This is a genomic window from Streptomyces sp. NPDC051105 (genome assembly GCF_040682795.1).
GTDB lineage: Bacteria > Actinomycetota > Actinomycetes > Streptomycetales > Streptomycetaceae > Streptomyces.
On record NZ_JBFBBR010000027.1, the window covers coordinates 1 to 25,871 of the forward strand.

General features: G+C 71.3%; 23 protein-coding genes. 8 read left to right on the forward strand and 15 right to left on the reverse strand.

All coding sequences use genetic code 11. The features are described from left to right. Both AB0N16_RS39540 and AB0N16_RS39545 read right to left on the reverse strand, forming a co-directional pair. Nucleotides 1–716 (reverse strand): ABC transporter permease (locus AB0N16_RS39540; RefSeq protein WP_365805539.1); only part of this gene is annotated, 716 nt, incomplete at its 3' end. 4 nt (nucleotides 717–720) lie between these two features. After that, nucleotides 721–1,740, reverse strand: a complete 1,020-nt coding sequence (locus tag AB0N16_RS39545; RefSeq protein WP_365805541.1) for a sugar ABC transporter substrate-binding protein — start codon at nucleotides 1,738–1,740, stop codon at nucleotides 721–723. Between the two features lie 311 nt (nucleotides 1,741–2,051). Here AB0N16_RS39545 and iolD point away from each other — a divergent pair, with 311 nt between their 5' ends. The 7 genes from iolD to AB0N16_RS39580 all read left to right on the forward strand — a co-directional run bounded on the left by iolD (nucleotide 2,052) and on the right by AB0N16_RS39580 (nucleotide 11,578). Next, complete coding sequence (iolD, locus tag AB0N16_RS39550) at nucleotides 2,052–3,923, forward strand: 3D-(3,5/4)-trihydroxycyclohexane-1,2-dione acylhydrolase (decyclizing) (protein ID WP_365805543.1); 1,872 nt, start codon at nucleotides 2,052–2,054, stop codon at nucleotides 3,921–3,923. Between the two features lie 33 nt (nucleotides 3,924–3,956). Next, nucleotides 3,957–4,742 (forward strand): GntR family transcriptional regulator, encoded by a 786-nt coding sequence (locus AB0N16_RS39555; protein WP_365805545.1) that lies wholly within the window; start codon nucleotides 3,957–3,959, stop codon nucleotides 4,740–4,742. Between the two features lie 293 nt (nucleotides 4,743–5,035). Next, a complete protein-coding gene (locus AB0N16_RS39560) occupies nucleotides 5,036–6,349 on the forward strand; it encodes an extracellular solute-binding protein (protein ID WP_365805547.1) in 1,314 nt (437 codons plus the stop codon). Between the two features lie 9 nt (nucleotides 6,350–6,358). After that, complete coding sequence (locus AB0N16_RS39565; RefSeq protein ID WP_365805549.1) at nucleotides 6,359–7,339, forward strand: sugar ABC transporter permease; 981 nt, start codon at nucleotides 6,359–6,361, stop codon at nucleotides 7,337–7,339. After that, nucleotides 7,336–8,223 carry a carbohydrate ABC transporter permease gene (locus AB0N16_RS39570; RefSeq protein ID WP_365805551.1) on the forward strand — a complete coding sequence of 296 codons (888 nt, stop codon included), beginning with the start codon at nucleotides 7,336–7,338 and terminating at the stop codon, nucleotides 8,221–8,223. The genes AB0N16_RS39565 and AB0N16_RS39570 overlap by 4 nt, the downstream gene beginning before the upstream one ends. 26 nt (nucleotides 8,224–8,249) lie before the next feature. Beyond that, nucleotides 8,250–9,572: a glycoside hydrolase family 36 protein gene (locus tag AB0N16_RS39575; RefSeq protein WP_365805553.1), complete on the forward strand. Its 1,323-nt coding sequence runs from the start codon at nucleotides 8,250–8,252 to the stop codon at nucleotides 9,570–9,572. Continuing rightward, entirely contained in the window at nucleotides 9,569–11,578 is a 2,010-nt protein-coding gene (locus AB0N16_RS39580) for a beta-galactosidase (protein ID WP_365805555.1), read from the forward strand. The genes AB0N16_RS39575 and AB0N16_RS39580 overlap by 4 nt, the downstream gene beginning before the upstream one ends. Before the next feature lie 90 nt (nucleotides 11,579–11,668). Here the strand turns inward: AB0N16_RS39580 and AB0N16_RS39585 are convergent, their stop codons facing one another. From AB0N16_RS39585 to AB0N16_RS39600, 4 genes are all read right to left on the reverse strand, one after another. Further along, the gene (locus AB0N16_RS39585) at nucleotides 11,669–12,334 is read right to left on the reverse strand and encodes an NUDIX domain-containing protein (protein WP_365805557.1); all 666 of its coding nucleotides are present in this window, start codon (nucleotides 12,332–12,334) and stop codon (nucleotides 11,669–11,671) included. 141 nt (nucleotides 12,335–12,475) lie between these two features. Beyond that, nucleotides 12,476–14,242, reverse strand: a complete 1,767-nt coding sequence (locus tag AB0N16_RS39590) for an ABC transporter ATP-binding protein (RefSeq protein ID WP_365805559.1) — start codon at nucleotides 14,240–14,242, stop codon at nucleotides 12,476–12,478. A 313-nt stretch (nucleotides 14,243–14,555) separates the two neighbouring features. Then, nucleotides 14,556–15,647: a Gfo/Idh/MocA family oxidoreductase gene (locus AB0N16_RS39595; protein WP_365805561.1), complete on the reverse strand. Its 1,092-nt coding sequence runs from the start codon at nucleotides 15,645–15,647 to the stop codon at nucleotides 14,556–14,558. After that, nucleotides 15,632–16,288: a ThuA domain-containing protein gene (locus AB0N16_RS39600; RefSeq protein WP_365805563.1), complete on the reverse strand. Its 657-nt coding sequence runs from the start codon at nucleotides 16,286–16,288 to the stop codon at nucleotides 15,632–15,634. Before AB0N16_RS39600 ends, AB0N16_RS39595 begins: the two co-directional genes overlap by 16 nt. Before the next feature lie 166 nt (nucleotides 16,289–16,454). Here AB0N16_RS39600 and AB0N16_RS39605 point away from each other — a divergent pair, with 166 nt between their 5' ends. After that, the gene (locus tag AB0N16_RS39605) at nucleotides 16,455–16,676 is read left to right on the forward strand and encodes a hypothetical protein (protein ID WP_365805637.1); all 222 of its coding nucleotides are present in this window, start codon (nucleotides 16,455–16,457) and stop codon (nucleotides 16,674–16,676) included. A 36-nt stretch (nucleotides 16,677–16,712) separates the two neighbouring features. Here AB0N16_RS39605 and AB0N16_RS39610 read toward each other — a convergent pair whose 3' ends face one another. The 9 genes from AB0N16_RS39610 to AB0N16_RS39650 form a co-directional block, all read right to left on the reverse strand. Further along, nucleotides 16,713–17,708, reverse strand: coding sequence for a sugar kinase (locus AB0N16_RS39610; RefSeq protein WP_365805565.1), 996 nt, complete (start codon nucleotides 17,706–17,708; stop codon nucleotides 16,713–16,715). After that, nucleotides 17,705–18,340, reverse strand: a complete 636-nt coding sequence (locus AB0N16_RS39615; RefSeq protein ID WP_365805567.1) for a bifunctional 4-hydroxy-2-oxoglutarate aldolase/2-dehydro-3-deoxy-phosphogluconate aldolase — start codon at nucleotides 18,338–18,340, stop codon at nucleotides 17,705–17,707. The genes AB0N16_RS39610 and AB0N16_RS39615 overlap by 4 nt, the downstream gene beginning before the upstream one ends. A 159-nt stretch (nucleotides 18,341–18,499) precedes the next feature. Further along, a complete protein-coding gene (locus AB0N16_RS39620; protein ID WP_365805569.1) occupies nucleotides 18,500–19,306 on the reverse strand; it encodes a hypothetical protein in 807 nt (268 codons plus the stop codon). Then, nucleotides 19,306–20,451, reverse strand: coding sequence for a galactonate dehydratase (dgoD, locus tag AB0N16_RS39625; protein WP_365805571.1), 1,146 nt, complete (start codon nucleotides 20,449–20,451; stop codon nucleotides 19,306–19,308). Before dgoD ends, AB0N16_RS39620 begins: the two co-directional genes overlap by 1 nt. Then, the gene (locus AB0N16_RS39630) at nucleotides 20,448–21,191 is read right to left on the reverse strand and encodes a FadR/GntR family transcriptional regulator (protein WP_365805573.1); all 744 of its coding nucleotides are present in this window, start codon (nucleotides 21,189–21,191) and stop codon (nucleotides 20,448–20,450) included. Before AB0N16_RS39630 ends, dgoD begins: the two co-directional genes overlap by 4 nt. 40 nt (nucleotides 21,192–21,231) lie before the next feature. Next, nucleotides 21,232–22,005, reverse strand: a complete 774-nt coding sequence (locus tag AB0N16_RS39635) for an SDR family oxidoreductase (RefSeq protein WP_365805575.1) — start codon at nucleotides 22,003–22,005, stop codon at nucleotides 21,232–21,234. A 40-nt stretch (nucleotides 22,006–22,045) separates the two neighbouring features. Beyond that, complete coding sequence (locus AB0N16_RS39640) at nucleotides 22,046–24,091, reverse strand: alpha-galactosidase (protein WP_365805577.1); 2,046 nt, start codon at nucleotides 24,089–24,091, stop codon at nucleotides 22,046–22,048. Further along, complete coding sequence (locus tag AB0N16_RS39645) at nucleotides 24,088–24,936, reverse strand: carbohydrate ABC transporter permease (RefSeq protein WP_365805579.1); 849 nt, start codon at nucleotides 24,934–24,936, stop codon at nucleotides 24,088–24,090. Before AB0N16_RS39645 ends, AB0N16_RS39640 begins: the two co-directional genes overlap by 4 nt. Further along, nucleotides 24,936–25,871 carry a sugar ABC transporter permease gene (locus tag AB0N16_RS39650; RefSeq protein ID WP_365805581.1) on the reverse strand — a complete coding sequence of 312 codons (936 nt, stop codon included), beginning with the start codon at nucleotides 25,869–25,871 and terminating at the stop codon, nucleotides 24,936–24,938. The genes AB0N16_RS39645 and AB0N16_RS39650 overlap by 1 nt, the downstream gene beginning before the upstream one ends.

Sequence of the window (25,871 nt, forward strand, 5' to 3'; positions counted from 1 at the left end):
CGGGCGGACTCCTTGTTGCCGCCGACCGCGAAGATCCAGTTGCCGTACTTGGTGCGCAGCAGCACCCAGGTGGCGATGGCCGCGAACACCAGCCACCACACGATGGTGATCTTCACTTCGACGCCGCCGATGTGGAAGGAGGACGCGAAGACGCTCTTGACCTGGTCGAAGCCGTCCATGTTGCTGATGTCGTCGGTGGCGACGTTGCCGGTGACCAGCTTGGTGACCGCGAGGTTGACGCCCTGGAGGATCAGGAAGGTGCCCAGGGTGACCAGGAAGCTGGGCAGCCCGGTCCTGACCACCATCCACCCGTTGAAGGCACCGATGGCGAGCGACACGATCAGGGCGACGATCACGCCCACCCACACGTTGAGCGTCAGCTGGTAGCTGAGCATGCTCGCGGTGAGCGCCGAACTGACCACCGCGACACCGGCCGAGAGGTCGAACTCGCCGCCGATCATCAGCAGCGCCACCGGCAGCGCCATGATCCCGATCGTGGACGACTGGTACAGGATGTTCGCCATCGAGCTGGCTTCGCGCACCGGCGGAGCCGCGATCAGGAAGAACACGTACACCGCGACGGCGCCGAGGAAGACGCCGACGTCCGGACGGGCCAGCACCCGGAGCGCCAGCGGGCGCTGTGCGGTGCGGCCGTCCCTCTCCTTGGGGCCGGGGGCCGGCGGTGTGGACACCGCCGGCTGTGCCTGCTGGCTCATACGATCACCGGGTGCCCTTCGCGGCGAAGGCGGCGACCTTGTCGACGTTGGACTTGTCGACGAAAGCCGGCCCGGTCAGCACCGGCTGCTCACCGCCGCCCATGTAGTTGCCGTTGTTCTTGTAGAGCCACAGCGAGTCGACCGCCAGGTAACCCTGCAGGTAGGGCTGCTGGTCCACGGCGAACTCGATGGTCCCCTTGCTGATGGCGCCGGTCAGGTCCTTGTTGAGGTCGAAGGTCGCGATCTGCGCCTTGCTGCCCGCGTCCGACACCGACTGCACGGCGATCAGCGCGATGGGGGCGCCGAGCGTGACCACGTGGTCGATGGCGCCGTCCGTCTTGAGCTTGGCGGTGATCGTGGACTTGACCGAGGTCGGGGACGTGCCGTCGACGTACAGGGTCTCCGTCGTCCCGGAGAACGTCTTCTTCACGCCGTCGCACCGCTGGGTGAGGCCGATGTTGCCCTGCTCCTGGATGACACAGACGACCTTCTTGGCGCCTTCCGTGTTCAGCCGGTTGCCGAGCGCCTCGCCCGCCACCGTCTCGTCCTGGCCGAAGAACTCCATCAGGCCGAGCTTCTTCCAGTCGCTCACACCGGAGTTGAGCCCGACGACGGGGATGTTCGCCGAGGTCGCCTTGCCGATGACGGTCTTGAGGGCGTCCGGCTTGGCGAGGGTGACGGCGATCCCGTCGACCTTCTGGTCGATCGCGTTCTGCACCAGGTTGGCCTGGTTACCGGCGTTCGGGTCGGCGGAGTAGATGAGCTTGACGTTGTCCTTGGCGGCGGCCGCCTGGGCACCCTTGCGGACGATGTCCCAGAAGGTGTCGCCGGGCGCCTGGTGGGTGACCAGCGCGACCGTCATGCGGGGGGTGCTCGCCTTGCCGGCGGAGGCGGCCGCGCCGCCCTCCTCCGACTTCTTTCCTCCGGAGCTGCTGGAGCAGCCGGCGAGGGTCAGGGTGGCCGCCACGGCCACGGCCACGAAGGGGGCCAGTCTCCGCGGACGGTTACGGGATGAGCGGTCCATCTTGCCTGCACCTCACTGTGCGACGGGAAAGAAAAGGGATCCGCGAGGATCCTGGACCCGGTCCGGAAAGCGCCGGTCCGGGTCGGTGCTGTGCGTTGGGACGGGATACAAGTCCCTGCGCGGCCCGCTGTCAATACTTTGTTAAGACATCATTTCACACTCAGGTCCGAATGTAAGTACAAACCATTGACAGCTCGACCTGCCCCGATCTACACCTGAGAGGCATCCCGCCCCACTCGGGGAGCCTCGCGATCCCTACCCGCTCCCGCCCGGCGTACCCCTGCACACCACACCGCCCGAATGAGGTCCCCATGAGCCAGCCGACCACCCGCCTGACCGTCGCCCAGGCACTGGTGCGGTTCCTGTCCGCCCAGTACACCGAGCGCGACGGCGTCCGGCACCGGCTGATCGCCGGCACCTGGGGCATCTTCGGCCACGGCAATGTGGCGGGTATCGGCCAGGCGCTCCTCGAGTACGGCGACGTCATGCCGTACCACCAGGGCCGCAACGAGCAGGCGATGGTGCACGCCGCCGTCGGCCACGCCCGCCAGCTGGACCGGCTCTCCGCGCAGGCGGTCACCACGTCCATCGGGCCGGGCGCCACCAACCTGGTGACCGGCGCCGCCCTCGCCACCGTCAACCGGCTGCCGGTGCTGCTGCTCCCCGGCGACTACTTCGCCAGCCACGCCCCCGACCCGCTGCTGCAACAGCTGGAGCACCCGGTCGAGTTCGACGTCTCCGTCAACGACACGCTGCGCCCGGTCTCCCGCTACTTCGACCGGATCACCCGCCCCGAGGCGCTGATCCCGTCCGCCCTGAACGCCATGCGGGTGCTCGCCGACCCGGCCGAGACCGGCGCGGTCACCCTCGCCCTCCCCCAGGACGTCCAGGCAGAGGCGTACGACTGGCCCGAGGAGTTCTTCGCCGAGCGCGTCTGGCGGGTCCGCCGGCCCGCTCCCGACCCGGTGGAGCTGGCGGACGCCGTGAGCGCCGTACGGGCCGCTCAGCGGCCGCTGATCGTGGCGGGCGGCGGAGTCCACCACAGCCGCGCCGAGGACGCCCTGAGGGCCCTTGTGGAGGCCACCGGCATCCCCGTGGCCTCGACCCAGGCGGGCAAGGGCTCGCTGCGCCACGATCACCCCGCCGACCTGGGCGGTATCGGCCACACCGGCACCGCCGTCGCCGACGACCTGGCCCGCACCGCCGACCTGGTGATCGGTGTCGGTACCCGGTACACGGACTTCACCACGGCCTCCGGCACGCTCTTCCGGAACCCGGATGTCCGCTTCGTCAACCTGAACATCACCGGCTTCGACGCCCACAAGCTGGCCGCCCGCACCCTCGTCTGCGACGCGCTGGCGGGGCTGAGCGCCCTCACGGAGGCCCTCGCCGGGCATCGGGTGGCCGCGGACTACGAGGCCGGGTACCGGGCCGGCAAGGAGCGTTGGGAGGCCGTCGTCGAGGCCGCCTACCGCGCGGACGACGAGGACGCCGTACCGACCCAGACGCAGGTGCTCGGCGCCCTGGACGCGGTGGTGGGCGATGACGACGTTGTCATCAACGCGGCCGGCTCGCTCCCGGGCGACCTCCACAAGCTCTGGCGGGCCCGCTCGCCGCGCCAGTACCACCTGGAGTACGGCTACTCGTGCATGGGCTATGAGATCCCGGCCGGCATCGGCGTCCAGCAGGCGGCCCCGGACACCGTGGTCTGGTCGCTGGTCGGCGACGGCACCTATCTGATGAATCCGACCGAGATCGTCACCGCCGTCCAGGAGGGCCTGCCCGTCAACCTGGTGCTGATCCAGAACCACGGCTACGCCTCCATCGGCGGCCTCTCCGAGTCGGTGGGCGGCGAGCGGTTCGGCACCGCCTACCGCTACCGCCTGGCCGACCGCACCTTCGGCGGCGCCCCGCTGCCGGTCGACCTCGCCGCCAACGCGGCCAGCCTCGGCATGGAGGTGCTGCGCGCCAAGACCGTGCGCGAGCTGCGCGAGGCCCTGGCGGCGGCCCGGGCGAGCGACCGGCCGACCTGCGTGTACATCGAGACGGACCCGGCGCCCACCGCTCCCCCGGCCGAGGCATGGTGGGACGTACCGGTCGCCGAGACCGCCGCCCGCGAGGCCGCCGTACGGGCCCGCGAGGACTACGACCGGCAGGTCGCCGCCCGCCGCCGGCACCTGTGAATCCCCCACCCCGTTCCGGAAGGAGGTGTCCCGGTGGCCCGAACCGCTGATTCCGCCCGTGCCGCGACCGTCTCGGCACTCGACTCCATGGACTTCGCCCTGGACCGCGGCAGCCCGGTGCCGCTCTACTACCAGCTCGCCCAGCAGCTGGAGGAGGGCATAGAGCACGGCGTACTCGCCCCGGGGAACCTCCTGGGCAACGAGATCGACCTGTCGGTGCGGCTCGGCCTGTCCCGGCCCACGGTCCGCCAGGCCATCCAGTCCCTCGTCGACAAGGGGCTGTTGGTGCGCCGCCGGGGCGTGGGCACCCAGGTGGTGCACAGCCAGGTCAAGCGGCCGCTGGAGCTGAGCAGCCTCTACGACGACCTGGAGTCGGCCGGGCAGGGCCCGACCACCCGGGTGCTGCGCAACGAGCGGATCCCGGCGACCGGCGAGGTGGCCGCCGCGCTCGGCATCGCGGAGGGCGCGGAGGTGGTCGTGCTGGAGCGGCTGCGCTGCACGCACGGCCAGCCGGTGGCGTTCCTCTGCAACTACCTGCCCGCCGACCTTCTCGAACTCGACAGGGAACGCTTGGAATCGACCGGCCTGTACCGGATGATGCGCGCGGCGGGCATCACCCTGCACAGCGCCCGGCAGACCGTGGGCGCCCGCAGCGCCACCGCCGAGGAGGCCGCCCGCCTCGACGAGAAGGAGGGCGCCGCCCTGCTCACCATGCGGCGCACGGCCTACGACGACACCGGACGGCCGGTGGAGTACGGCAGCCACGTCTACCGGGCGTCCCGGTACGCCTTCGACTTCCAGCTGCTCGTCCGGCCGTAGCACCTCCGGTGCTGGTCCGGCCGCGGGAAACGAACAGGCCCGCACACGAGCCCCCACGGAGTTTGTCCCGTGGGGGCTCTGTCGTACCGCTTTGTTCAACAAACCGCGAGGCGACCATGACGATTACGTTTCGGGCAAGAGACGGGCGAGAGAGCCGCAGGCTATTGACGCATGAGCGGACAAGCGGCTGTTATTGCGCCCACGATGTTCGGCCGAGTTGGTTTCTGATCGGTTTCGGGACCTTTCGGAGATCGACTCTTCCCCTTGCCGAACCCTGTTCCTCAGGAGCCGCCATGCGCATCTCCCCGTCCGGTCTTCACGTGCCGGGTCCGAGCCGCCGTAACGTTCTGCGTGGCGCCGGTTCGGCCGCCCTCCTCGCGGGTGCCGGCATACCCCTGCTGTCCGCCTGCGGCGGCAGTGGATCCTCCTCGGACCCGAAGACGGTCAGCCTCGGCTCCAACCAGTCCGACGCCGTGCCGAAGAAGGCCTACGGAGCCCTGTACACGGCCTTCACCAAGCAGTCCGGCATCACCGTCAAGGTGAACACCAAGGACCACAACACCTTCCAGGAGCAGATCAACTCGTATCTGCAGGGCACGCCGGACGACGTGTTCAACTGGTTCGCGGGCTACCGCATGCAGTTCTTCGCGCAGAAGGGCCTGGCCTCCCCGGTCGACGACGTGTGGGAGAAGATCGGGGCCAACTTCCCCGACGCGATGAAGAAGCTCAGCAAGGGCGCGGACGGCAAGTACTACTTCGTGCCGCTGAACACGTACCCGTGGGCGATCTTCTACCGCAAGAGCGTCTTCCAGCAGCACGGCTACTCGGTCCCCACCACCTGGGACGAACTGGTGGCCCTGTGCAAGCAGATGAAGAAGGACGGCCTCGTCCCGATCGCCTTCGGCGACAAGGACGCCTGGCCGGCGATGGGCACCTTCGACCAGATCAACTTCCGTCTCAACGGCTACGACTTCCACGTCGAGTTGATGGCGGGCAAGGCGGAGTGGACCGACGCCAAGGTCAAGGCCGTCTTCGACCACTGGGCCGAGCTGCTCCCCTACCACCAGGACGGCTTCATGGGCCGTACCTGGCAGGACGCCGCCCAGACCCTGGTGTCGAAGAAGGCCGGCATGTACCTCCTCGGCTCCTTCGTGGCCCAGCAGTTCACCAACAAGGCCGACCTGGACGACCTCGACTTCTTCGCCTTCCCGGAGATCAACTCCGCGTACGGCCAGGACACCGTGGAGGCGCCCACCGACGGCTTCATGGTCAGCAAGTCCCCGAAGAACCACGACGGTGTCGTGAAGCTGCTGGAGTACCTCGGCTCCCCGGCCGCCGAGGAGCTCTACCTCAAGGGCGACCCGAGCGTGGTGGCGGCCTCCAACAAGGCCAGCACGTCGTCGTACTCGGCACTGCAGAAGAAGGCGTACGAGATGATCGGCGCCGCCAAGAGCCTCACCCAGTTCATGGACCGCGACTCCCGGCCGGACTTCACCTCCACGGTGATGCAGCCCTCCCTGCAGAAGTTCCTGCAGAACCCCAAGGGGATCGACAGCCTGCTCTCGTCCATCGAGCGCCAGAAGAAGACCATCTTCGCGTCCGAGTGAGCCAGCTGAATGACGACTGACACCACCACGAAGTCCCAGGAGGCGGCCGCCGTGCCGCCTCCTGGGCGCGCGTCCGAGAAGAAGCGGGTCCAGCAGGGGCACAAGCGCCTGCTGACCCGCCGCGACCGGATCACGCTGGCCTTCATGGCCGGCGTGCCGACGGTTCTCCATGTCCTCCTCGTCTGGGTCACGGCACTCGCCTCGATCCTGCTGGCCTTCACCACCTGGGACGGCATCGGCTTCGACTCCATCAAGTGGGTCGGACTCGACAACTTCCAGCAGCTTTTCTCCGACAACCCGCAGTTCTGGCCCGCCGTCCAGCACAACGTCATCTGGTTCGTCGTACTGATCCTGATCCCGACCCCGTTCGGCCTGTTCCTGGCGGTGCAGCTGGACAAGAAGATCCGGTTCAGCCGGGTCTACCAGACGGCGTTCTTCCTGCCGGTCGTCATCTCCATGGCGTGCATCGGGTTCGTCTGGCAGCTGATCTACAACCCGGACACGGGCCTGATCAACAGCATCATCGGCGCCAACAAGCCGGGCCACTACATCGACTGGATCGGTGACCCGAAGCTCAACCTGTGGGCGGTCCTGATCGCCGCGTCCTGGCGGCACGCCGGCTACATGATGATCCTGTACCTGGCCGGCCTGAAGAGCGTCGACCCGTCGCTGCGCGAGGCCTCGGCGCTCGACGGCGCCAACGAGTGGCAGACGTTCAAGAACGTCATCTTCCCGACCCTGCGGCCGACCAACACGGTCGTCCTGGTCGTGACGATCATCGAGGCGCTACGCGCCTTCGACCTGGTCTTCGTCTTCAACAAGGGCGCCCAGGGAACCGAGTTGCTCTCCATCCTGGTGACCAACAACATCATCGGCGAGTCCAGCCGGATCGGTTACGGCTCGGCGATCGCGGTGGTGCTGCTGTTCATCTCGCTGATCGTGATCATCCCGTATCTGATCGCGACCTTCCGGAAGGAGCGGCGCGCATGAGCACCGTGAGCGCGCTGGCCAAGCAGCGCACCCCGATCCGCCCGGCGCGCGTGCTGCTGCACGTGTTCCTGGCCGGTACGGCCCTGGCATGGCTCGCCCCGCTGCTGTGGGCGATCTTCTCGGCGCTGCGCCCGTACAGCGAGACCAGCAACCGCGGTTACGTGTCCTGGCCGCACACGCTGAACTTCGACAACTTCAAGAACGCGTTCACGCAGTCGGACATGACGCACTACTTCATGAACACGGTGATCATCGCGGTTCCGGCCGTGCTGCTCACCCTGTTCCTGTCGTCGATGGTCGCGTTCTACGTCAGCCGCTTCGACTTCCGGCTCAACCTGGCGCTGCTGCTGGTGTTCACGGCGGGCAACCTGCTGCCGCAGCAGGTCATCATCACCCCGCTGTACCGGATGTACCTGCTGACGAACCTGCCGGGCATCACCGCGAGCGGCAAGCTGTACGACTCGGCGCTCGGCCTGGTGCTGATCCACGTGGCGTTCCAGTCCGGGTTCTGTGCCTTCGTGCTCAGCAACTACATGCGGTCGCTGCCGCACGAGCTGACCGAGGCCGCGCTGGTGGACGGGGCGTCGGTGTGGCGGCTGTACTGGCAGATCACGCTGCCGCTGTGCAAGCCGGCGATGGCGGCCCTGGCGACCCTGTTGTCGATCTGGATCTACAACGACTTCTTCTGGGCGCTGGTGCTGATCTCGACCGGTGACAACATGCCGATCACCTCGGCGCTGAACAACCTGTCCGGGCAGTTCTTCACCGACCCCAACCTGGTCGCCGCCGGTTCGCTGCTCACCGCGATCCCGACGCTGGTCGTGTACTTCGCGCTGCAGAAGCAGTTCGTCAGCGGTCTGACCCTGGGCTCCGCCAAGGGCTGATCCGCCCCCCTTTGAAAGAGAACCCCGTGCACAACCCGTTCACCCCGGTCGCCTCCCTGCCCGTGGACACGCGTACCGCCCGTGTCCACGAGGAGGGCTGGCAGTCCTGGTCGCCGAGCGGCTCCTACGCCCTCGGCACCGCCCCGCACCGCCCGACGAACGACAACTGGGCGACCGTGTGCTACCGCCCCGGCCACGGGGTGCCCGCCGGGGCCTTCCAGGGCGAGGGCCTGCTGGCGCTCGACCCGGGTGACGGCTCCCCGGTCCGCCTCTGGGCGGCGACGGACCCGCTGCACGAGGTGCCGTCGGTCCGGCTGACCGTCGCCGGCGGTGTCGCGGAGGTCGAGGCCGACGGCCCGGTCAAGGAGTGGACCGGCGCGGGCATCCAGTCCGTGCTGGCCGACTGGGCCGACTCCCTGGCGCTGCCGGCGCCCCGCCCGGCGCCCACCGTCTGGTGCTCCTGGTACGAGTACTTCACGGCCGTCACCGAGGACGACATCCACGAGAACCTGCGCGCGATGGACACCCTCGACCTGCCGATCGACGTGGTGCAGATCGACGACGGCTACCAGAGCGCCCTGGGCGACTGGCTGAACCTCTCCGGACGCTTCCGCTCGCGGCGGGGCATCGCGGACGCCATCCGCGCCCGCGGCCGCCGGGCGGGCATCTGGACGGCGCCCTTCCTGGTCGACCCGGCGAGCGCGCTCGCCGAGACGTACCCGGACTGGCTGGTCCGCGACCCCGACGGCAACCCGCTGCACGCGGGCCGCAACTGGGGCCACGACCTGTACGTCCTGGACACCACCCACCCGGCCGCCGCGGCGTACCTCACCGACGTCTTCGCCACGCTGCGTGCCGAGGGCTACGACTACTTCAAGGTCGACTTCCTCTACGCGGGCGCGCTGGACGGTGTACGGCACTCGGGCGCCGACCCGCTCACCGCGTACCGGCTCGGGATCGCCCTGATCCGGGAGGCCATCGGCGCCGACGCCTACCTCCTCGGCTGCGGTGCGCCGGTCCTGCCCTCCATCGGCCTGTTCGACGCGATGCGGGTCAGCCCGGACACGGCCCCGCACCGCCGCCCGCAGGCCGGTGACTACAGCCAACCGGGCCAGGATCCGGCCGAGTTCACCGGTGTCGGCCGCCAGTGGCAGCACGGCCGGCTCTGGGTCAACGACCCCGACTGCCTGATGGCCCGCCCCGCCGTGGAGACCCGCGCCCGCTGGGCGGCCCATGTCGAGGCGGTCGGCGGCCTGGTCGCCTCCAGCGACCGGCTGCTCTCCCTCGACCCGTGGGGCGTGGACACGACCCGCCGCCTTCTCACCGGAGCAACCGGAGTCACCCGATGAACGACCGCACCCTCTCCGTCCCGGGCATCGCCTACGGCGGCGACTACAACCCCGAGCAGTGGCCCGAGGAGGTGTGGGCCGAGGACGTCCGTCTGATGCGCGAGGCGGGCGTCAACATGGTGAGCGTCGGCATCTTCTCGTGGGCGCTGATGGAGCCGTCCGAGGGCGTCTACGACTTCTCGCGGATGGACAAGATCCTCGACCTCCTCCACGAGAACGGCATCGCCGCCGACCTCGCCACGCCGACGGCCGCCCCGCCGGCCTGGTTCTTCCGCGCCCACCCGGAGGCACTCCCGGTGGACCACGACGGCCGCACCCTGTCGTACGGCAGCCGCCAGACGTTCTGCCCGAGCAGCCCCGCCTACCGCGAGGCCGCGCTCAGGATCGCCGGCGCGATCGCCGACCGGTACGCGGGCCACCCGGCCGTGCGGATGTGGCACGTCCACAACGAGTACGGCTGCCACAACGCGGCCTGCTACTGCGACACCAGCGCGGCCTCCTTCCGCCGCTGGCTGCGGGCGAAGTACGCCGACGACCTGGCCGCCCTCAACCACGCCTGGGGCACGACCTTCTGGAGCCAGTGGTACTACGACTGGGACGAGATCCTGCCGCCCCGCGCGACCGGCGCCGTCCCCAACCCGACGCACCAGCTGGACTGGCGGCGGTTCTGCTCGGACGAGCTGCTGTCGCTGTACACCGCGGAGCGTGACGTGCTCCGGGAGGCCGCGCCCGCGATCCCGGCCACCACCAACTTCATGGTGATGCACAACTTCGACGCCCTCGACTACTGGCGCTGGGCACCGGAGCTGGACGTGGTGGCCAACGACCACTATCTGATGTCCGCCGACCCCGAGTCGGAGATCGACATCGCGCTCAGCGGCGATCTGATGCGGTCGCTGGCGGGCGGGCCGTGGCTGCTGATGGAGCACTCGACGGGTGCGGTCAACTGGCAGCCCGTCAACCGGGCCAAGAACCCCGGTGAGCTGCGCCGCAACGCGCTCGCCCATGTGGCGCACGGCGCGGACGGCATCTGCTACTTCCAGTGGCGGGCGGCGAAGGCCGGTGCCGAGCAGTGGCACTCGGCGATGCTGCCGCACGCCGGGACCGACAGCCAGATCTGGCGGGACGTGGTCCGACTGGGCACGGATCTGGGGGCGTTGGCCGAGGTGCGGGGCAGCACCGGCACAGCCGAGGTGGCCGTCGTCTGGGACTGGAACGCCCGCTGGGCCGTGGAGTTCCCCTCCCAGCCGAGTGGTGAGCTGCGCTACCTGGACCTGGTCCGCTCCTGGTACGAGCCGCTGTGGCGGGCGGGCGTGGCGGTGGACTTCGTCCGGCCGGACGCGGACCTGTCCGCGTACAAGGTGGTCCTGGCCCCGAACCTGTACCTGGTGGACGACGCGGGCGCGGCCAACCTGACGTCCTTCGCCGAGGCCGGCGGCACCCTCGCCGTCGGCTTCCACAGCGGCATGGTGGACGAGAACAGCCATGTGCGGCTGGGCGGTTACCCGGGTGCGTTCCGGGAGGTGCTGGGCGTCCGCACGGACGAGCTGTTCCCGCTGCTGCCGGGTGAGCGGGTGGCGCTGAGCGAGGGCGGCACGGGCTCGCTGTGGTCGGAGCGGGTGCGGCCGGAGGGCGCCGAGGTGGTCACGTCCTACGCCGTCGGCCCGCTGGCCGGTGTCCCGGCGGTGACGCGGCACGCGTACGGCACGGGCAGTGCCTGGTACCTGGCGACCCTGCCGGACGCGGAGACCCTGGCGGGGCTGCTCGCCCGGATCCGCACGGAGGCGGGTGTGGCCGCGGGCCGTACCGCGCCGGCGGGCGTGGAGGTCGTCGTGCGGCGCGGCACGGACGCGGACTACGTGTTCGTGATCGACCACGCCGGTAAGGGGGCCGAGGTCGCCGTGTCGGCCGGAGCTGTGGAACTGCTGTCCGGCAAGGCGGTCGACGGATCGGTTGTCGTGGCTCCGGGCGAGATCGCCGTCGTGCGGGAGCGGCGGGGCGCGTAGCGCAGGAGGCCGGAAGGGTCGTTCGGCGACCATGGGTTCGTCGTGGCTGGTCGCGCAGTTCCCCGCGCCCCTTCGGGGGCGCGGGGGGCCTCAGCGGGATGCGAACGGGCCCTCCAGTGCCGCCCATTGCAGCAGCATGATGGTCTTGGCGTCGGCGATCTCGCCCGTCCGGATCATCTCCAGGGCGCGCCGGAAGGGGAGTTCGAGGATCTCGATGTCCTCGCCCTCCTCGTCCAGGCCGCCGCCCTCGTGGGTGCGGGTGGCCGGGCCGTAGGCGGCCGCATAGAAGGAGATCCGTTCGGTGACCGAGCCGGGGCTCATGTAGACGTCGAAGACGTGCTGGACGGCGCCGACCGTGTGCCCGGTCTCCTCGACGACCTCCCGGCGGACCGCGTGTTCCGGGTGCTCGTCGGCGGCGTCCAGGAGGCCCGCCGGGGTCTCGATCAGCATGCCGTCGGGGTGGCCGTTGACGTACACCGGGAAGCGGAACTGGCGGGTGAGCAGAACGGTTTCGCGCTCGGCGTCGTAGAGGAGGAGCGTGGCGCCGTTGCCGCGGTCGTGGGTCTCGCGTTCCTCGGTGTGCCAGGTGCCGTCGGCGTGCCGGTAGTCGAAGGTGGTGGCCCGCTCGACGTACCAGTGGCTGGACAGCAGTTTCACCTCCCGGACCCGCACGCGCGGGTTGCCGGTCAGGTCCAGGCCGGTGCGGTCGAGTCCGGTGCGGCCCCGGCGGTCGGGGGCGTCCGCCCCGGCGGTCATCGCAGGCCTGCCGGGCGGGCGGGGGCGTTCAGGTCGGTCATGATCACCTGTCTACCACCCGCCGCCCGGGACCGGCCGGCGTCCCGCTAGTGCTGGGACCGGAAAGGTTTGCCGAGCCGGTGAACCTTTCCGGTCGCCGTACTAGTGCACTTCGGCCCGTGCCGGGTCCTCGTCGAGGAAGCCGCCCGACTGGTGCTGCCACAGCTTGGCGTAGGCGCCCTCGGCGGCGAGCAGTTCGTGGTGCGTGCCCTGCTCGACGATCCGGCCGCGGTCCAGGACCACGAGCCGGTCCATGGAGGCGACCGTGCTCAGCCGGTGCGCCACCACGAGCGCCGTACGTCCCTCCATGAGCCGCCACAGCGCCTCCTGGACGAGCATCTCGCTCTCGGAGTCCAGCGCGCTGGTCGCCTCGTCCAGGAGCAGGATCGGGGCGTCCCGCAGGATCGCCCGGGCGAGGGCGACCCGCTGGCGCTGGCCGCCGGAGAGCTTGACGCCCCGCTCGCCGACCATCGTGTCGAAGCCGTCCGGCAGCGCGTCGGCGAACTCCGTGACGTGGGCCGCCTGGGCGGCGAGCCGGATCTCGGCGTCGCTGGCGTCGGGCCGGGCGAAGGCGATGTTCTCCCGCAGGGTGCGGTGGAACATCGCCGGGTCCTGCGGTACGTAGGCGATCTGACTGCGCAGGTCGGTCTGGCGCAGCCGGCTGATGTCCTGGCCGCCGATGGTGATCCGTCCGGCGTCGATGTCGGTCATCCGCAGCAGCAGCCGGGTGAGTGTGGTCTTGCCGCCTCCCGACCGGCCGACGAACCCGAACTTCGAGCCGCTGGGCACGTCCAGCTCAAGTCCTTCGAACAGCGGTTTGGCACCCGCGTGGGTGAAGGAGACCTTGTCGAACCGGACGTCGGCGGCCCGCGGCGCGAGCGGCTCCGGGGTCACCGGGTCCAGCACGCTCGGCGGCTCCAGAAGCAGTTCGGTGAACTGGGCCGCCTCCGTCATGGAGCTCTCCATACGCCGGTAGATCTGGTTGAACTCGAACATGATCCGGGTCGCGTTGGTGTAGTAGGTGAAGGCGACCACGACCGCCTCCACACTCTGCCCGCCGCCGGCCAGGCCGACTGCGAGCAGCAGGCCCAGCGCGTTGGTCGCGACGGACATCGGCGCGACGAACGTGTCGATGCGGAGGTTGCCGTAGTCCCAGGAGCGCAGCGTGCGCCGCCTCGACTCGGCCACCCGGGACCGGTGTTCGGCGGCCTCCCGTTCCTCGGCGGCGAACGCCCGGACCGTGTCCATGTTCATCAGACTGTCGGCGACGTGGCCGGACACCCGCGCGATGGCCTCCTCCCGCTGGGCGACCAGCCGCTGCCGCCGTCGGATCAGCGGCACCACGCACACCGCGGTGACCGCGATCATCGTCAACAGCCCGATGACCAGGAACGGTTCATAGCGCCAGAGCACCACCGACCCGAACAACAGGGGCACGAAACTGCCCACGATGTTGAAGGTGAGCGTGTCGGCGAATTCCTCGAAGCGGGTGGCGAAGCTCAGCACCCGCTTGGTGAGCGACCCGGCGAAGTTGTCGTGGAAGAACGCGGAGTCCTTGGCGAACAGTTCGTCCATGCCGATGACGTACAACTGCTCGATGCCGAGCGCGTCCAGGCGGTTCAGGCAGTGCAGACCGATCCGCCAGAACGCCTCCGCCAGCAGCAGGACACCGCCGAAGCCGAGGACGTACGGCAGCGCGGCACCGAAGCCCAGGCCGTGCCCGTCGGCGATCCGGCCGACCAGCTTGGCCACGACCAGCGGGGCCCCGTAGTTGATTCCGATGTTGCCGAGCGCCGGCAGCAGCATTCCGGGCAGGGTGAACCGCTTGAGCCGCGCCAGTTCCCGTCCGTAGTAACGAAGCGCGAGCATGACGGCACCTTTTTGCGGTCCGCTCGCAGGTAAATCGACCGAGGATGTCATCTCAACCCTGTGTAGTCGTCGTACGGCATGCCGAGCCGGCCGGCGCGTGGTCTGCGGCGGCCTCGAATCGGCAGGTCAGGAAAGGGAAGTGTGCCGCGACGGCGGCCACGGAGTCCACGTGTTTTCCGGACGGCGGCTACTGTGCGAACACACGGACGACGCCGCTGCGGGGTTCAGCCCCGCAGCTCCCTCAGGGCACTTTCCAGGCGTGCTTCGACCACGTTCCGGTCGTCGTGCAGGAAGGGGGTCTCCTGTTGGTCGTTCAGTGGGCGGGGCCGGTCACCGGGGTGGGGCGCTCGCAGGTGCTGGTCACCGGGAGTGCGCGGCCCTGGTCGGCCGCCTCCACGAGGGTGAGCATGACGTCCAGGACATGGCCGGCGAGGTCGGCCGACGCGCGGTGCGGGCGCCCCTCGGCCAGGGCCTCGGCGAGATCGGCCAGGCCGACGCCGCGGCCCGCGCCCCGGTAGCCGGCGGACACCGGCAGGGTCTCCCAGCCGTCGCCGCGGTGCAGTTCCACGGCGCCGTCGAAGCCGTTCGGGTCGGGCACCGACAGCGAGGCCTCGGTGCCGTGCACCTCGATGCGGGGCAGCCGGGCGGCACGGACGTCGAAGCTCATGATCAGGGTGGACAGCGCGCCGCCCACGTGCTCCAGGACGCCGGTGATGTGCGTGTCCACCTCCACCGGGAACACGGTCCCCGCCCGCGGACCGCTGCCGATCGTCCGCTCGGCGCGCGGCCGCGAGGAGGCCCCCGTCACCTTCACCACCGGGCCCAGCAGATGGACCAGGGCGGAGAGGTAGTAGGGGCCCATGTCGAGCAGGGGGCCGCCGGCGGGCCGGTAGTAGAACTCCGGGTCCGGATGCCACTTCTCGTGTCCGGCGCCGGTCATGAAGGCGGTGGCCGCCACCGGCCGGCCGATCAGACCGTCGTCGACGGCCTTGCGGGCGGTCTGCGTTCCGGTGCCGAGGACGGTGTCGGGCGCGCAGCCGACCCGCAGTCCGGCCTCCCGGGCCGCCGCGAGCACGGCGTCGGCCTCCTTACGGTTCGCCGCGAGCGGCTTCTCGCCGTACACGTGCTTGCCGGCGCCGAGCGCCGCGAGGGCGACCTCCGCGTGCGCGGCCGGAATCGTCAGGTTGAGTACGGCGTCCACGTCGTCGCGGGCCACGAGCGCGGCGACGTCCGGCGCCGGCTCCGCGCCGGTCTGCTCGGCCACGCTCCGCGCACGGTCCCGGTCGAGGTCGGTGACGGCGGTCAGCCGTACGGACGTCAACCGGTCCAGCGTCGAGAGATAGGCGCCGCTGATCTTCCCGGCGCCGACGATCCCGACTCTCAAGGGCTTCAGCGGCTCGCCCACAGCAGTCCCCTCTCGGTCAGCGTGCGGACCTCGGGCACGTCGAAGTCGTCGGGCTTGTGCCCGATGGTCGAGACGAACACCCGCCCCGCGCCCCAGGTCCTGGTCCACACGGCGGGCATCACCGCGGGCCGGTCGCGGAGTTCGTCGGGCGGGAAGGTGGTGGTGGCGAGGACGTCGATGTGCGGGTCGGTGAGCAGCCAGTACTGCTCGGTGTGCACGGCGAAGTCGTCGAGCCCCGCGATGACCGGATGGTCGGCGCGCTCGGGCAGCGGGTGCACGGTGTGGTCGTGGAAGCCCGGCGGGTGCATGACGAACTTGCCGCCGGTCAGCAGGTGGTAGCCGTGGTCGTGGAAGCTGTCGACGATGCCGCCGTGCCAGCCGGCCAGGCCGGTGCCCGCGCGCACCGCGGCGGCGAGGTTGTCGCTCTGTTCCCGGGTGATGGTCCCCATGGTCCAGCACTGCACGACCAGGTCGGTGGCGGCCAGGCGCTCCGCGTCCTCGTACACCGCCAGGTCCTCGGAGGTCTCGACGGTGAATCCGTGTTCCTTGAGGAACGGGACGAATCCGTCGCTGATCGTCACGGGCTGATGCCCGTCCCAGCCGCCGCGGACGACGAGCGCCCGCCGGATGTCGGTGGTCAAGGTGATCGCACGCTCCCATCGGCGCCGCGCTGCCGGGCGCGGCGGTCGGCACTGCGATCAATTATTCCACCGCCTTGATTAACTACCTTCGGCAGAGCCGAGGGTCCCATCCGCAACAGGGCTCCCCCACGTCTACGATCCGACCGGCCGGCTCCACTCCGGGGGGCTGCGGGCGGTGGCGTTCAGCCCTGACGGCACCCTGTCGGCCACGGGCAGCGAAGACGGCACTGTGTGCGTGTGGCGGGCCGACACGGGACAGGCATGGGTCACCGACCGGCACAACCGGTCGGTGAACGCCCTGGCCTTCTATCCGGACGGCCGGTTCCTGGCCGGCGCGGGCGGGGACAAGGTCATACGCAGCGTACGGCTGCCCGGGACCGAAGTGTGACCGCTGCCGGGACGAGGTCCGTGCCCGCAGGCGCGGTCACCGTTCTGGAGTCGCGTCGTCCCCTCGCTGCCAGTCCGCGTCCGCGAGGCCGAGGAGCCGCTCGGTCTCCGCCGCGTCGGGCAACGGACCGTGATCCCCCGTCACCTTGAGCGCGGAGACCGCGGTGATGTGGCCGAGCCGCAGGGCACGGGGCGTCGTCTCGCCGCGCAGCAGCCCGGCCAGGAAGCCCGCCGCGAACGCGTCACCCGCGCCCACGGGTTCCACCACCGCCGTGCGCAGCGCGGGCACCGTGCACAAGCCGTCCGCGGTGACGGCCGTAGCGGCCCGGGCGCCGTCCTTGACGACGAGGATCCGCGGACCGGGCAACAGGTCCCGCACGCCGGTGACGGTTAGCTCGTCGCCCCACAGCCGCTGCGCCTCGTCCAGGCCCACGAACACGAGGTCGGCCCGGTCGGCGAGGGCCCGCAGGGTCTCCGGTGCCGTGCCGTGGGGCCACAGGGCGGCGCGGTGGTTGACGTCGAAGCTGACGGCGTACGGGCGTTCGGTGCCGGGTGCGGCGAGGGCGCGGGTCACCAGGTCGCGGCAGGACGGCGAGAGGGCGGGGGTGATGCCGGTGAGGTGCAGGAGGGCGGCGGAGCGCAGCGGTTCGCCGTCCAGCAGGTCCGGGCCCAGGGCCGAGGCCGCCGAGCCCGTGCGGTAGTAGTGGACGCGGGTTCCGGTGGGGCCGGGGTTCTTGACCAGGAGGCCCGTGGGCCGGTGCGGGTCGGTCCGTACATGGCTGACGTCGACCCCGGTGGCGGCGACCGCGGCGCGCACCCGGTGCCCCAGCGGATCGTCGCCCACGGCCGAGAGCCAGCAGGCCGGGATGCCGTGGTCCGCGAGGTACATGGCCACGTTGGACTCCGCGCCCGCGGTGGACAGCCGCAGTTGCTCGGCCTCGGCCAGCGTTCGGGGTGGGTCGGGGGCCAGGGCCGCCATGGTCTCGCCGACGCAGACCACCCGTCCAGGCGCCGGCCGCCAGGGAGCCGTCATGCCTGTCCGTCCTCCGCCACGACGGCGAGGAACGCCCGGGCGCGGTCGCGGAGTTCGGCGATTCCGCCGCCGTCGGCCGCGTCCCCGACCAGGGGTGAGCCGACGCCGACGGCGGTCGCCCCGGCGGCCAGATAGGCCCGCGCCGCGGGCACGTCGACGCCGCCCACCGGGACCAGCACGGCGTCGGGGAAGGGGCCGCGCAACGCCTTCAGATAGGCCGCTCCCCCGGCCTCGGCGGCGGGAAAGAGCTTCAGCGCGGCCGCGCCCCGGGCCTGCGCGGCGATGACGTCGGTGGGGGTCAGCACGCCCGCCAGGACCGGCATGCCGAGGCCCAGCGCGGTGTCGACGCCGGCGCCGAGGCCGGGGGTGACCGCGAAGGTGGCGCCCGCGTGGTGGGCGGCCCGCGCGTCGGCGGCGGTGAGCACGGTGCCGGCACCCAGCGGCCGGTCGGGGCCCAGCTCCTCGCGGGCCCGGGCGAGGACGGTGAGCGCGTCCGTGCCACTGAGGGACACCTCGATCAGTTCGATGCCCTCCTCGGCCAGGGTCAGCACGGTGCGCAGGGCGGCGTCCGGGTCGGTGCCGCGCACGATGGCCAGCAGTCGGCGGGAGGTGAGGGCGGCTCGCAGATCCACAGCCAGGACTCCTTCTACGGTTCGGGTTTCCGAGCAGGGCGTCGGGCGCCTCTACGGCTCGGGGCTCAGGGGGCACCGGTCGCCTCCTGAGGTTCGGGCTCTCAGCGGCGTCGGTCACCGTCCACGGTGCGGGTTTCTCCAGGGGCGTCGGGTGTCTGCTCAGGGGCAGCGGCAGGCGGCGCTCACGGTGAGCCGCCAGCGGACCTCGCCCGAGGCGCCGACGCGGGCCGCGTCGTCCGGGCCGGCGTCGGCGAGGTCGAAGACCCGGCCGAGCATGGGCTCGACGCCCGTACTGCGGTAGGGCCGGGCGGCCGGGAAGCCGCCGAGGTTGCGCCACAGGGCGACGGAGAGCGGCTGTCCCTCGGCCTCGACGGCGAAGGAGAGCCGGTCCCGGTCGTCGTGCACACAGCACCGGCCGTCCGCCACCACGGCTCCGGCCGCCGTCCCGTCGTCCGGCCCGAACCGGTCCAGGCGCAGCCCCAGCGGCGCGGGCCAGACGCCCTCCTGCCAGCGGGCGCCGGCCGGCCAGGGACGGTCCACCAGGGGCGCCGCCTCCGGGAACAGCCGGGTCGGCGCCCCGTCCCGGGCCTTCAGCACGGCCGCCTCGGAGAGGTCCAGCAGCGCGTGCGCGGCCCAGAGGAAGCGGAAGCCGGGCTCGGCCGCCAGGACGTAGTCGGCCCGCACACCGTCGGCCGTACCGCTCAGCGTGCGCGTCAGGGTGAAGTGTTCGCCGTGGACGCGCTCGCCGTCCCCCTCCCGGGTCCAGGCCCGGGACCAGGCGTCTCCGTGATCGGGGGTGCCGCGCACGGTGGGGACGCACTCCTCCACTCCCCCCGCGTCCACGAACGCGTCGCCCGGTGCCACACCGTCGCGTGCGGCGATCTCGCGCCGCCACAGCCATTCGCGCCCGCCGTGGCGCAGCGAGGTCCAGCGGCCGCCGTGGGCGAGGTCGGTGACGACGTCCATCACCACTCCGCGAAGGAGCCGTCGGGGTGCCGCCACACCGGGTTGCGCCAGTTGTGGCCCGTCCGGCCGGCCGCGCGTACGGCCGCCTCGTCGACGGTGATACCGAGGCCGGGGGCGTCACCGCGCCGCGCGTGCCCGTCGACGAACCGGAAGGGTTCGGGGTCGACCAGGTAGGAGAGGAGGTCGGCGTCCTTGTTGTAGTGGATGCCCCGGCTCTGCTCCTGGATCAGGAAGTTCGGTGTGGCGAAGGCGACTTGGAGGCTTGCCGCCAGTGCGATGGGCCCGAGCGGGCAGTGCGGGGCGAGTTGTGCGCCGTAGGTCTCCGCGAGCGAGGCGATGCGGTGCACCTCGGAGATGCCGCCCGCGTGGGACAGGTCTGGCTGGGCGACCGCGATGCCGGCGGCGAGGACGGGCAGGAACTCGGCCCGGGAGTACAGGCGTTCACCGGTGGCCAGCGGTACCGGGCTCGCGGTGACCAGGCCGGGCAGCAGGTGGCCCTGCTCGGGGACGACGGGTTCCTCCACGAACAGCGGGTGCAGGGGCGCGAGTTCGGTCAGGACGCGGCGGGCGCTGGCGGCGGTGAAGCGGCCGTGGAAGTCGACGGCGACATCGCGGTCGGGACCGAGGGCGTCCCGGGCGGCCGCCACCCGGGCGACCACCGCCGCGGTCTCCGCGGCCGTGGTGATCGGCGAGGTGGACCCGGCCGCGTTCATCTTCACGGCCGTGAAGCCGGCCTCCACCTGGGCCGCGATCTGTTCGGTGAGCTGGGCCGGTTCGTCACCGCCGACCCAGGCGTAGACCCGGACCCGGTCACGTACCGGACCGCCGAGCAGGGCGTGCACGGGCGCGCCGTACGTCTTGCCGGCGATGTCCCACAGGGCCTGGTCGAGGCCCGCGACGGCGCTGGACAGGACGGGACCGCCCCGGTAGAAGCCGCCCTTGGTGAGTACCTGCCAGTGATCCTGGACGCGCAGCGGGTCCTGCCCCACCAGGTACTCGGCGAGGACCTCGATCGCCGCGCGCACCACCTCGGCGCGGCCCTCGACCACGGGTTCGCCCCATCCCACCACGCCTTCGTCGGTCTCGACGCGGCAGAACAGCCAGCGTGGCGGGACGAGGAAGGTCTCTATTCGGTCGATCTTCACTGGCCGCCGCTGCCTTTCGGGTCGTCGTCGGTGCCGCCCAGCCGGGCCAGGTCGCGGCCCGCCTGGTCGAGCAGGGCACGCATGGCGCGCTCGGCCGCCTCCGGGTCGCCGTCGCGGACGGCGTCCAGGACGGCGCGGTGGGCGGGTACGGGGGGCTCGCTGTGCGGGGAGCTGTGCACGATGCGGTCGCGGTGGGCGAGCCCTGACTCGATCACCATCTCCATGCGTTCGAGCAGTTCGTTGTGGGTGGCGACGAGCAGGGCGCGGTGGAAGGCGAGGTCGGCGTCGACGGCGTGGCCCGGGTCGGCGGCGTCGTGCCGTCCCATGGCGTCCAGGGCGTCCTCCAGGGCCACGAGGTCGGCTTCGGTGCGGCGCTGGGCGGCGAGCCGGACCGCGGCGGGTTCGATGATCGCCCGGACCTCGGCGAGGTTGTGCAGCAGCGACCGGTCGGCGTCGGCGGTACCGGCGCCCTCGAACTGCCAGCGCAGCACGTCGGCGTCGAGCAGGTTCCAGTCCGCTCGGGCGCGCACGAAGGTGCCGCGTTTCTGGCGGGCGTCGACCATGCCCTTGGCGGCGAGCACCTTGAGGGACTCGCGCAGGGCGGTGAGGCTGACGCCGAGTTCGCTCTGCAGCGCCACCAGGTCGAGGGTGGCCCCTTCCGGGATCTCACCGCCCAGGATGCGGCGCGCCAGGGCCTCCACGGTCTGGCCGTGCACACCGCGGCGGGCGTAGGGCGTCATGTCGTACAGCCTTTCTGTTCACGACGTGGTTCGGCGGCGCTCACACGGAGTCCTTCACGACACTCCAGCCGCCGTCCACGACCAGCCTGGACCCGGTGATGTAGGAGGCCTCGTCGGCGCAGAGGAAAGCGATCGCCGCGGCCACCTCCTCGGGCGTGCCGAACCGGCGGGCGGCGGTCTGCGCGACGCTGCGCTCCCGCTCCGCGGGTGTCACCCCGTCCCAGGCGCCGGTCAGGATCGGCCCGGGCAGCACCGCGTTGACGCGTACCTCGGGCCCGTACTCGACGGCGAGCTGCCCGCACAGGGAGAGCAGGGCGCCCTTGGCCGCCGCGTAGGCGGGGTGTCCGGGGATGCCGGCGTGGGCGTGCACCGACGAGGTGAGCACCACGGCCCCCCGGCCGGCCCGCAGGTCGGGCAGGACCGCCTTGAAGCCGAGGAAGCTCGCGGTGAGGTTGACGGCGAGCTGCCGCTGCCAGGACTCGGCCGGCAGCTCGTGCGCCGCTGCGACGTCGACGGTGTAGGCGTTGCTGACGAGCACGTCGACCGGGCCGTAGGCGTGGGCCGCGGTGACGATCCGGGCCCAGTCGTCCTCGGCGGCGACGTCGGCGTGCACGTACCGGGCCCGGCCGCCGTCCTTGGTGATCCCGTCCACCACGGCCTGGCCGCGTTCGTCCGCGATGTCGACGAGGACGACGGCGGCCTCCTCCCGGGCGAGGCGTTCGGCGGTGGCGGCGCCGATGCCGGAGGCGGCTCCGGTCACCACGGCGGTACGGCGGGTGAAGCGGGCACCGTACCGTCGTACGGACTGGTCCATCGGGCTCCTTAGAGGGTGAGCTGCAGGAAACATATGCGTCCTACCGGCGGGTCAGCACCACCAGGTCCGCATCGTGATCGGCGCTCCAGGTGAACGGCAGGCCGTAGTGGAGCAGATGGGCTCCGCTGTACGTCGTTCCCGTCGCCGTGTCCTGGTAGCGGGCCGCCGGGTCCAGGCCCCGCAGCCGGAGCCGGTCGGGGCGGCCGGGCAGCAGCGGGGCGCCGTCGAGGCGGCCGGTGGAGAGCGCGGCGACGACGGTTCGGTCACCGTGGTCGTACTGCACTCCGCAGCTGGTGTCGTCCGGGGTGCCGAGCAGCCGGGCCTCGCCGTGGTGGACGACGTCCCGGACCTCCTTGTAGCGGGCGATCCACCGGGCGGCCTCGGCCCGCTGCCCCGGTGTCCAGGCGCGCAGGTCGGCGCCGATCCCCAGGACCCCGCACATCGCGTTGACGAAGCGGAAGGCGAGGCTGCGCGGGCGCGGGTCGAAGATGCCGGGGGCGTCGGTGACCCAGGAGCTCATCAGGTGCGGGGCGTGCGCGTGCAGGAAGCCGTGCTGGATGCGCAGCCGGTCCAGGGGCGCGGTGTTGTCGCTGGGCCAGACGACGTCGGTGCGGGCGAGGGTGGCGTGCTCGATCCGGCCACCGCCGCCGGCGCAGCCTTCGACGGTGACGTCCGGGTGGGCGGCGCGCAGGTGGTCGAGGACGCGCACATATCCGGCGACGTGCTCGGCGTCCAGGTCGACGGGGCCGGCACCGGGGCGGCCGCGCTCGGTGGGCGGGCGGTTCATGTCCCACTTGAGGTAGCCGATGTCGTAGTCGCCGAGCAGCCGGTCGAGGGTGCCGATGACGAACTCCTGGACATCGGTCCGGCCCAGGTCGAGGAGCAGCTGGTTGCGGACCAGGCGGGAGGGGCGGCCGTCGATGCGGTACACCCACTCGGGGTGTTCGGCGTACAGCCGGCTGCCGGGACTGACCGCCTCCGGCTCGACCCACAGCCCGAAGTCCAGGCCGAGGGCGCGGACCTCCCCCACGAACCGGTCGAAGCCCTGCGGGAACGCCTGCGGGTCCGGGTACCAGTCGCCCAGTCCCCCGGTGTCGTCGGCGCGGCCGGTGAACCAGCCGTCGTCCACGACGAACAGCTCGGCACCGATGTCGGCGGCCGCCTTCGCCAGCTCCAGCTGCCCGGCCGCGTCGACGTCGAAGCCGGTGGCCTCCCAGGAGTTGTAGAGCACCTTGCGGGGGCGGTGCAGCCGGTCGCCGGTGAGGTGGCGCTCGTAGCGGTGCCAGACGCGGGACAGGCCGTCGAGCCCGTCCGGGCTGAACGCGCAGGCGAGACGGGGGGTTGTGAGGGTCTCCCCCGGGGCCATGAGGACGGCGCCCTCGTGCGGGACCCGTCCGGCGCGGACGCGTACGGCGCCGCCGGGCTCGGCCTCCGCCGTGATGTGCCAGTTCCCGGGCCATTCGAGGGCGACACCGTACGTCGCGTCCTCGCTCTGCACGGCCAGCCAGGGCGCGTACGCGTGCCCCGGGGCGCCCTGCAGACTGCCGATGGTGAACGTGCCCCGGGGCAGGTCGAGTCGGGTGAGCTGGAACTCCTGCGACCACTGCCCGCAGAGGTACGTCAGCCGCGCCGGGCCGGCCACCGGGATGTTCACGGCGGCCGAGTCGAGCCGTTCCAGGCGGAGTTCCCCGGCGGCGGTGAACTCGGCCCACCGCAGGATCACATCGGTGCCCGGCACGGTCTCGTAGCACAGGACCGTCCGCAGCCCGGTCGTCCCGTCCGCGAAGGCGAGCCGCAGCGCGCCCTCCGACTCCTGCGCGCCGTCGAACTCCCACCACACGCCCCGCCCGGCGCCGGCGACCAGCTCGGAGCCGGTGAACGGCCGCAGCCCGTACGGCAGATACTCGGCCGGAGCCGCGTCGGCGGGCGTGATGAAGTGGGTGCGGTGGGACCAGTCGAGGGCGGAGGGTCCCTCCTCCACCCCGAGGGGGCCCCAGGCGTCCAGCTCGGCCCACGGGCCGTCCGGGGAGAGGCGGACCGTGTAGGAGGTGTGCTCCGTGCGCAAGGTCCAGCGCTTGTGGGTCACTTGACCGCTCCCAGGTTGAGTCCGGCCACGAAGTGCCGCTGGAAGCGCAGGAACACGGCGACCGTGGGCGCGGCGGCGATGACCGATCCGGCGGCGATCACGTTCCACATCGACACGAACTGGCCCTGGAGTCCGATGAGGGCGGCCGTGATCGGCATCTTGGAGTCGCTGCGCAGGACGGTGATCGCCCAGAGCAGGTCGTTGAAGATCCAGGTGAAGGACAGGGCGCTGAGGGCGGCCAGGGCCGGGCGGGTCAGCGGGAGGATGATCCGCCAGAAGATCTGCCACGGTCCGGCGCCGTCGACGACCGCCGCCTGCTGGATCTCGACCGGGATCGACCGCATGAACCCGTGCAGGACGAACACGTAGAAGCCGACGCCGAAGCCGATCTGCACGCCGATCAGCGCGGGCAGGGTGTCGTAGAAACCCATCACCTCGCTGAGCTTGGACACCGGGATGAGCAGGATCTGCGGCGGCAGCAGGTTGCCGCCGAGCATCAGGAGCAACAGGGTGCGCCGGAAGGGGAGTTCGTAGCGACTGAGGCCGAACGCGGCCATCGCGGCGAGGGCCAGGGTCACCAGGACACAGGGGATGGTGACGAGCAGGCTGTTGATCAGGGCCTGCTGCTGGCCGCCGTCGGTCCAGGCCTGGCCGAAGTTGGACAGGGTGAAGGAGCGCGGCCAACTGCCCAGGCCATGGGCGGCGATGTCGTCGAAGGTGCGCAGGCTGGTCACCAGGACCAGCACGATGGGCAGCAGCCACAGCACGGCCAGCGCGCCCGCGCCCAGGTGGAATCCGGCGGTGGCGGCCCGCTTGCGGCGCAGTGCCGTGGAGTTGACGGACATCAGTCGGCCTCCCGGAACGCACGGACGAGGTAGGAGGCGATGACCCCGAAGGCGAGGACGAAGATGACGACGGCCAGGGCGGAGCCGTAGCCGAGTCGCAGGGACTGGAAGGCGGTCGAGTACATGTAGGTGCTCAGCAGTTCGGACGAGTGATAGGGGCCGCCGCGGGTGAGCGACCAGACGACGTCGAAGGAGCGCAGCGAGTCGATGACGATGACCGACAGAACGACCGCGTTGACACTGCGCAGTTGGGGCAGCGTGACATGCCGGAAGCGCTGCACGGCGCTGGCGCCGTCGACCTTGGCGGCCTCGTAGAGCGCCGGGTCGATGCCCTTCAGACCGGCGAGGTACAGCACCATCACATAGCCGATCTGCCGCCACAGCGCGGGCACGATCACGGCGTACAGGGCGGTGTCCTGGTCGGCGAGCCAGGCATGCCGGAGGCTGCCGAGGCCCACGCTCTGCAACAACTGGTTGAGGACGCCGTCGGGCTGGTAGATCGCCTGCCAGACGAGGGCGGTGGCGACCAGCGAGAAGACCACCGGCAGGAACAGCGCGGCCCGGTAGAAGCCGACCCCGCGCCGCTCCTGCTGGAGCAGCAGCGCGGCGGCCAGGCCCAGCACGGCGGACAGGCCGCCGAACAGGACCAGCCACAGCACGGTGTGGCCGGCCGCGCTGCGGAAGACGTCGTCGTGAGCCATCTCCCGGAAGTTGCCGAGCCCGACGAACTGCGGCGGCGAGACACCGTCCCACCTGGTGAGGGCGAGGTAGAACCCCTGCAGTGCGGGCCAGAACACCCACAGGGCCTCGGCGAGGAGCGGGACCAGGACGAAGGCGAGGACCAGGGGTGGCGTGCGCCGGGGCCCCCGGGCCCGCTTGCCGCTCATGGGCAGGCGGGCCGGGGACTTCCGGTCGGGCGCGGTCAGGACGGCCAT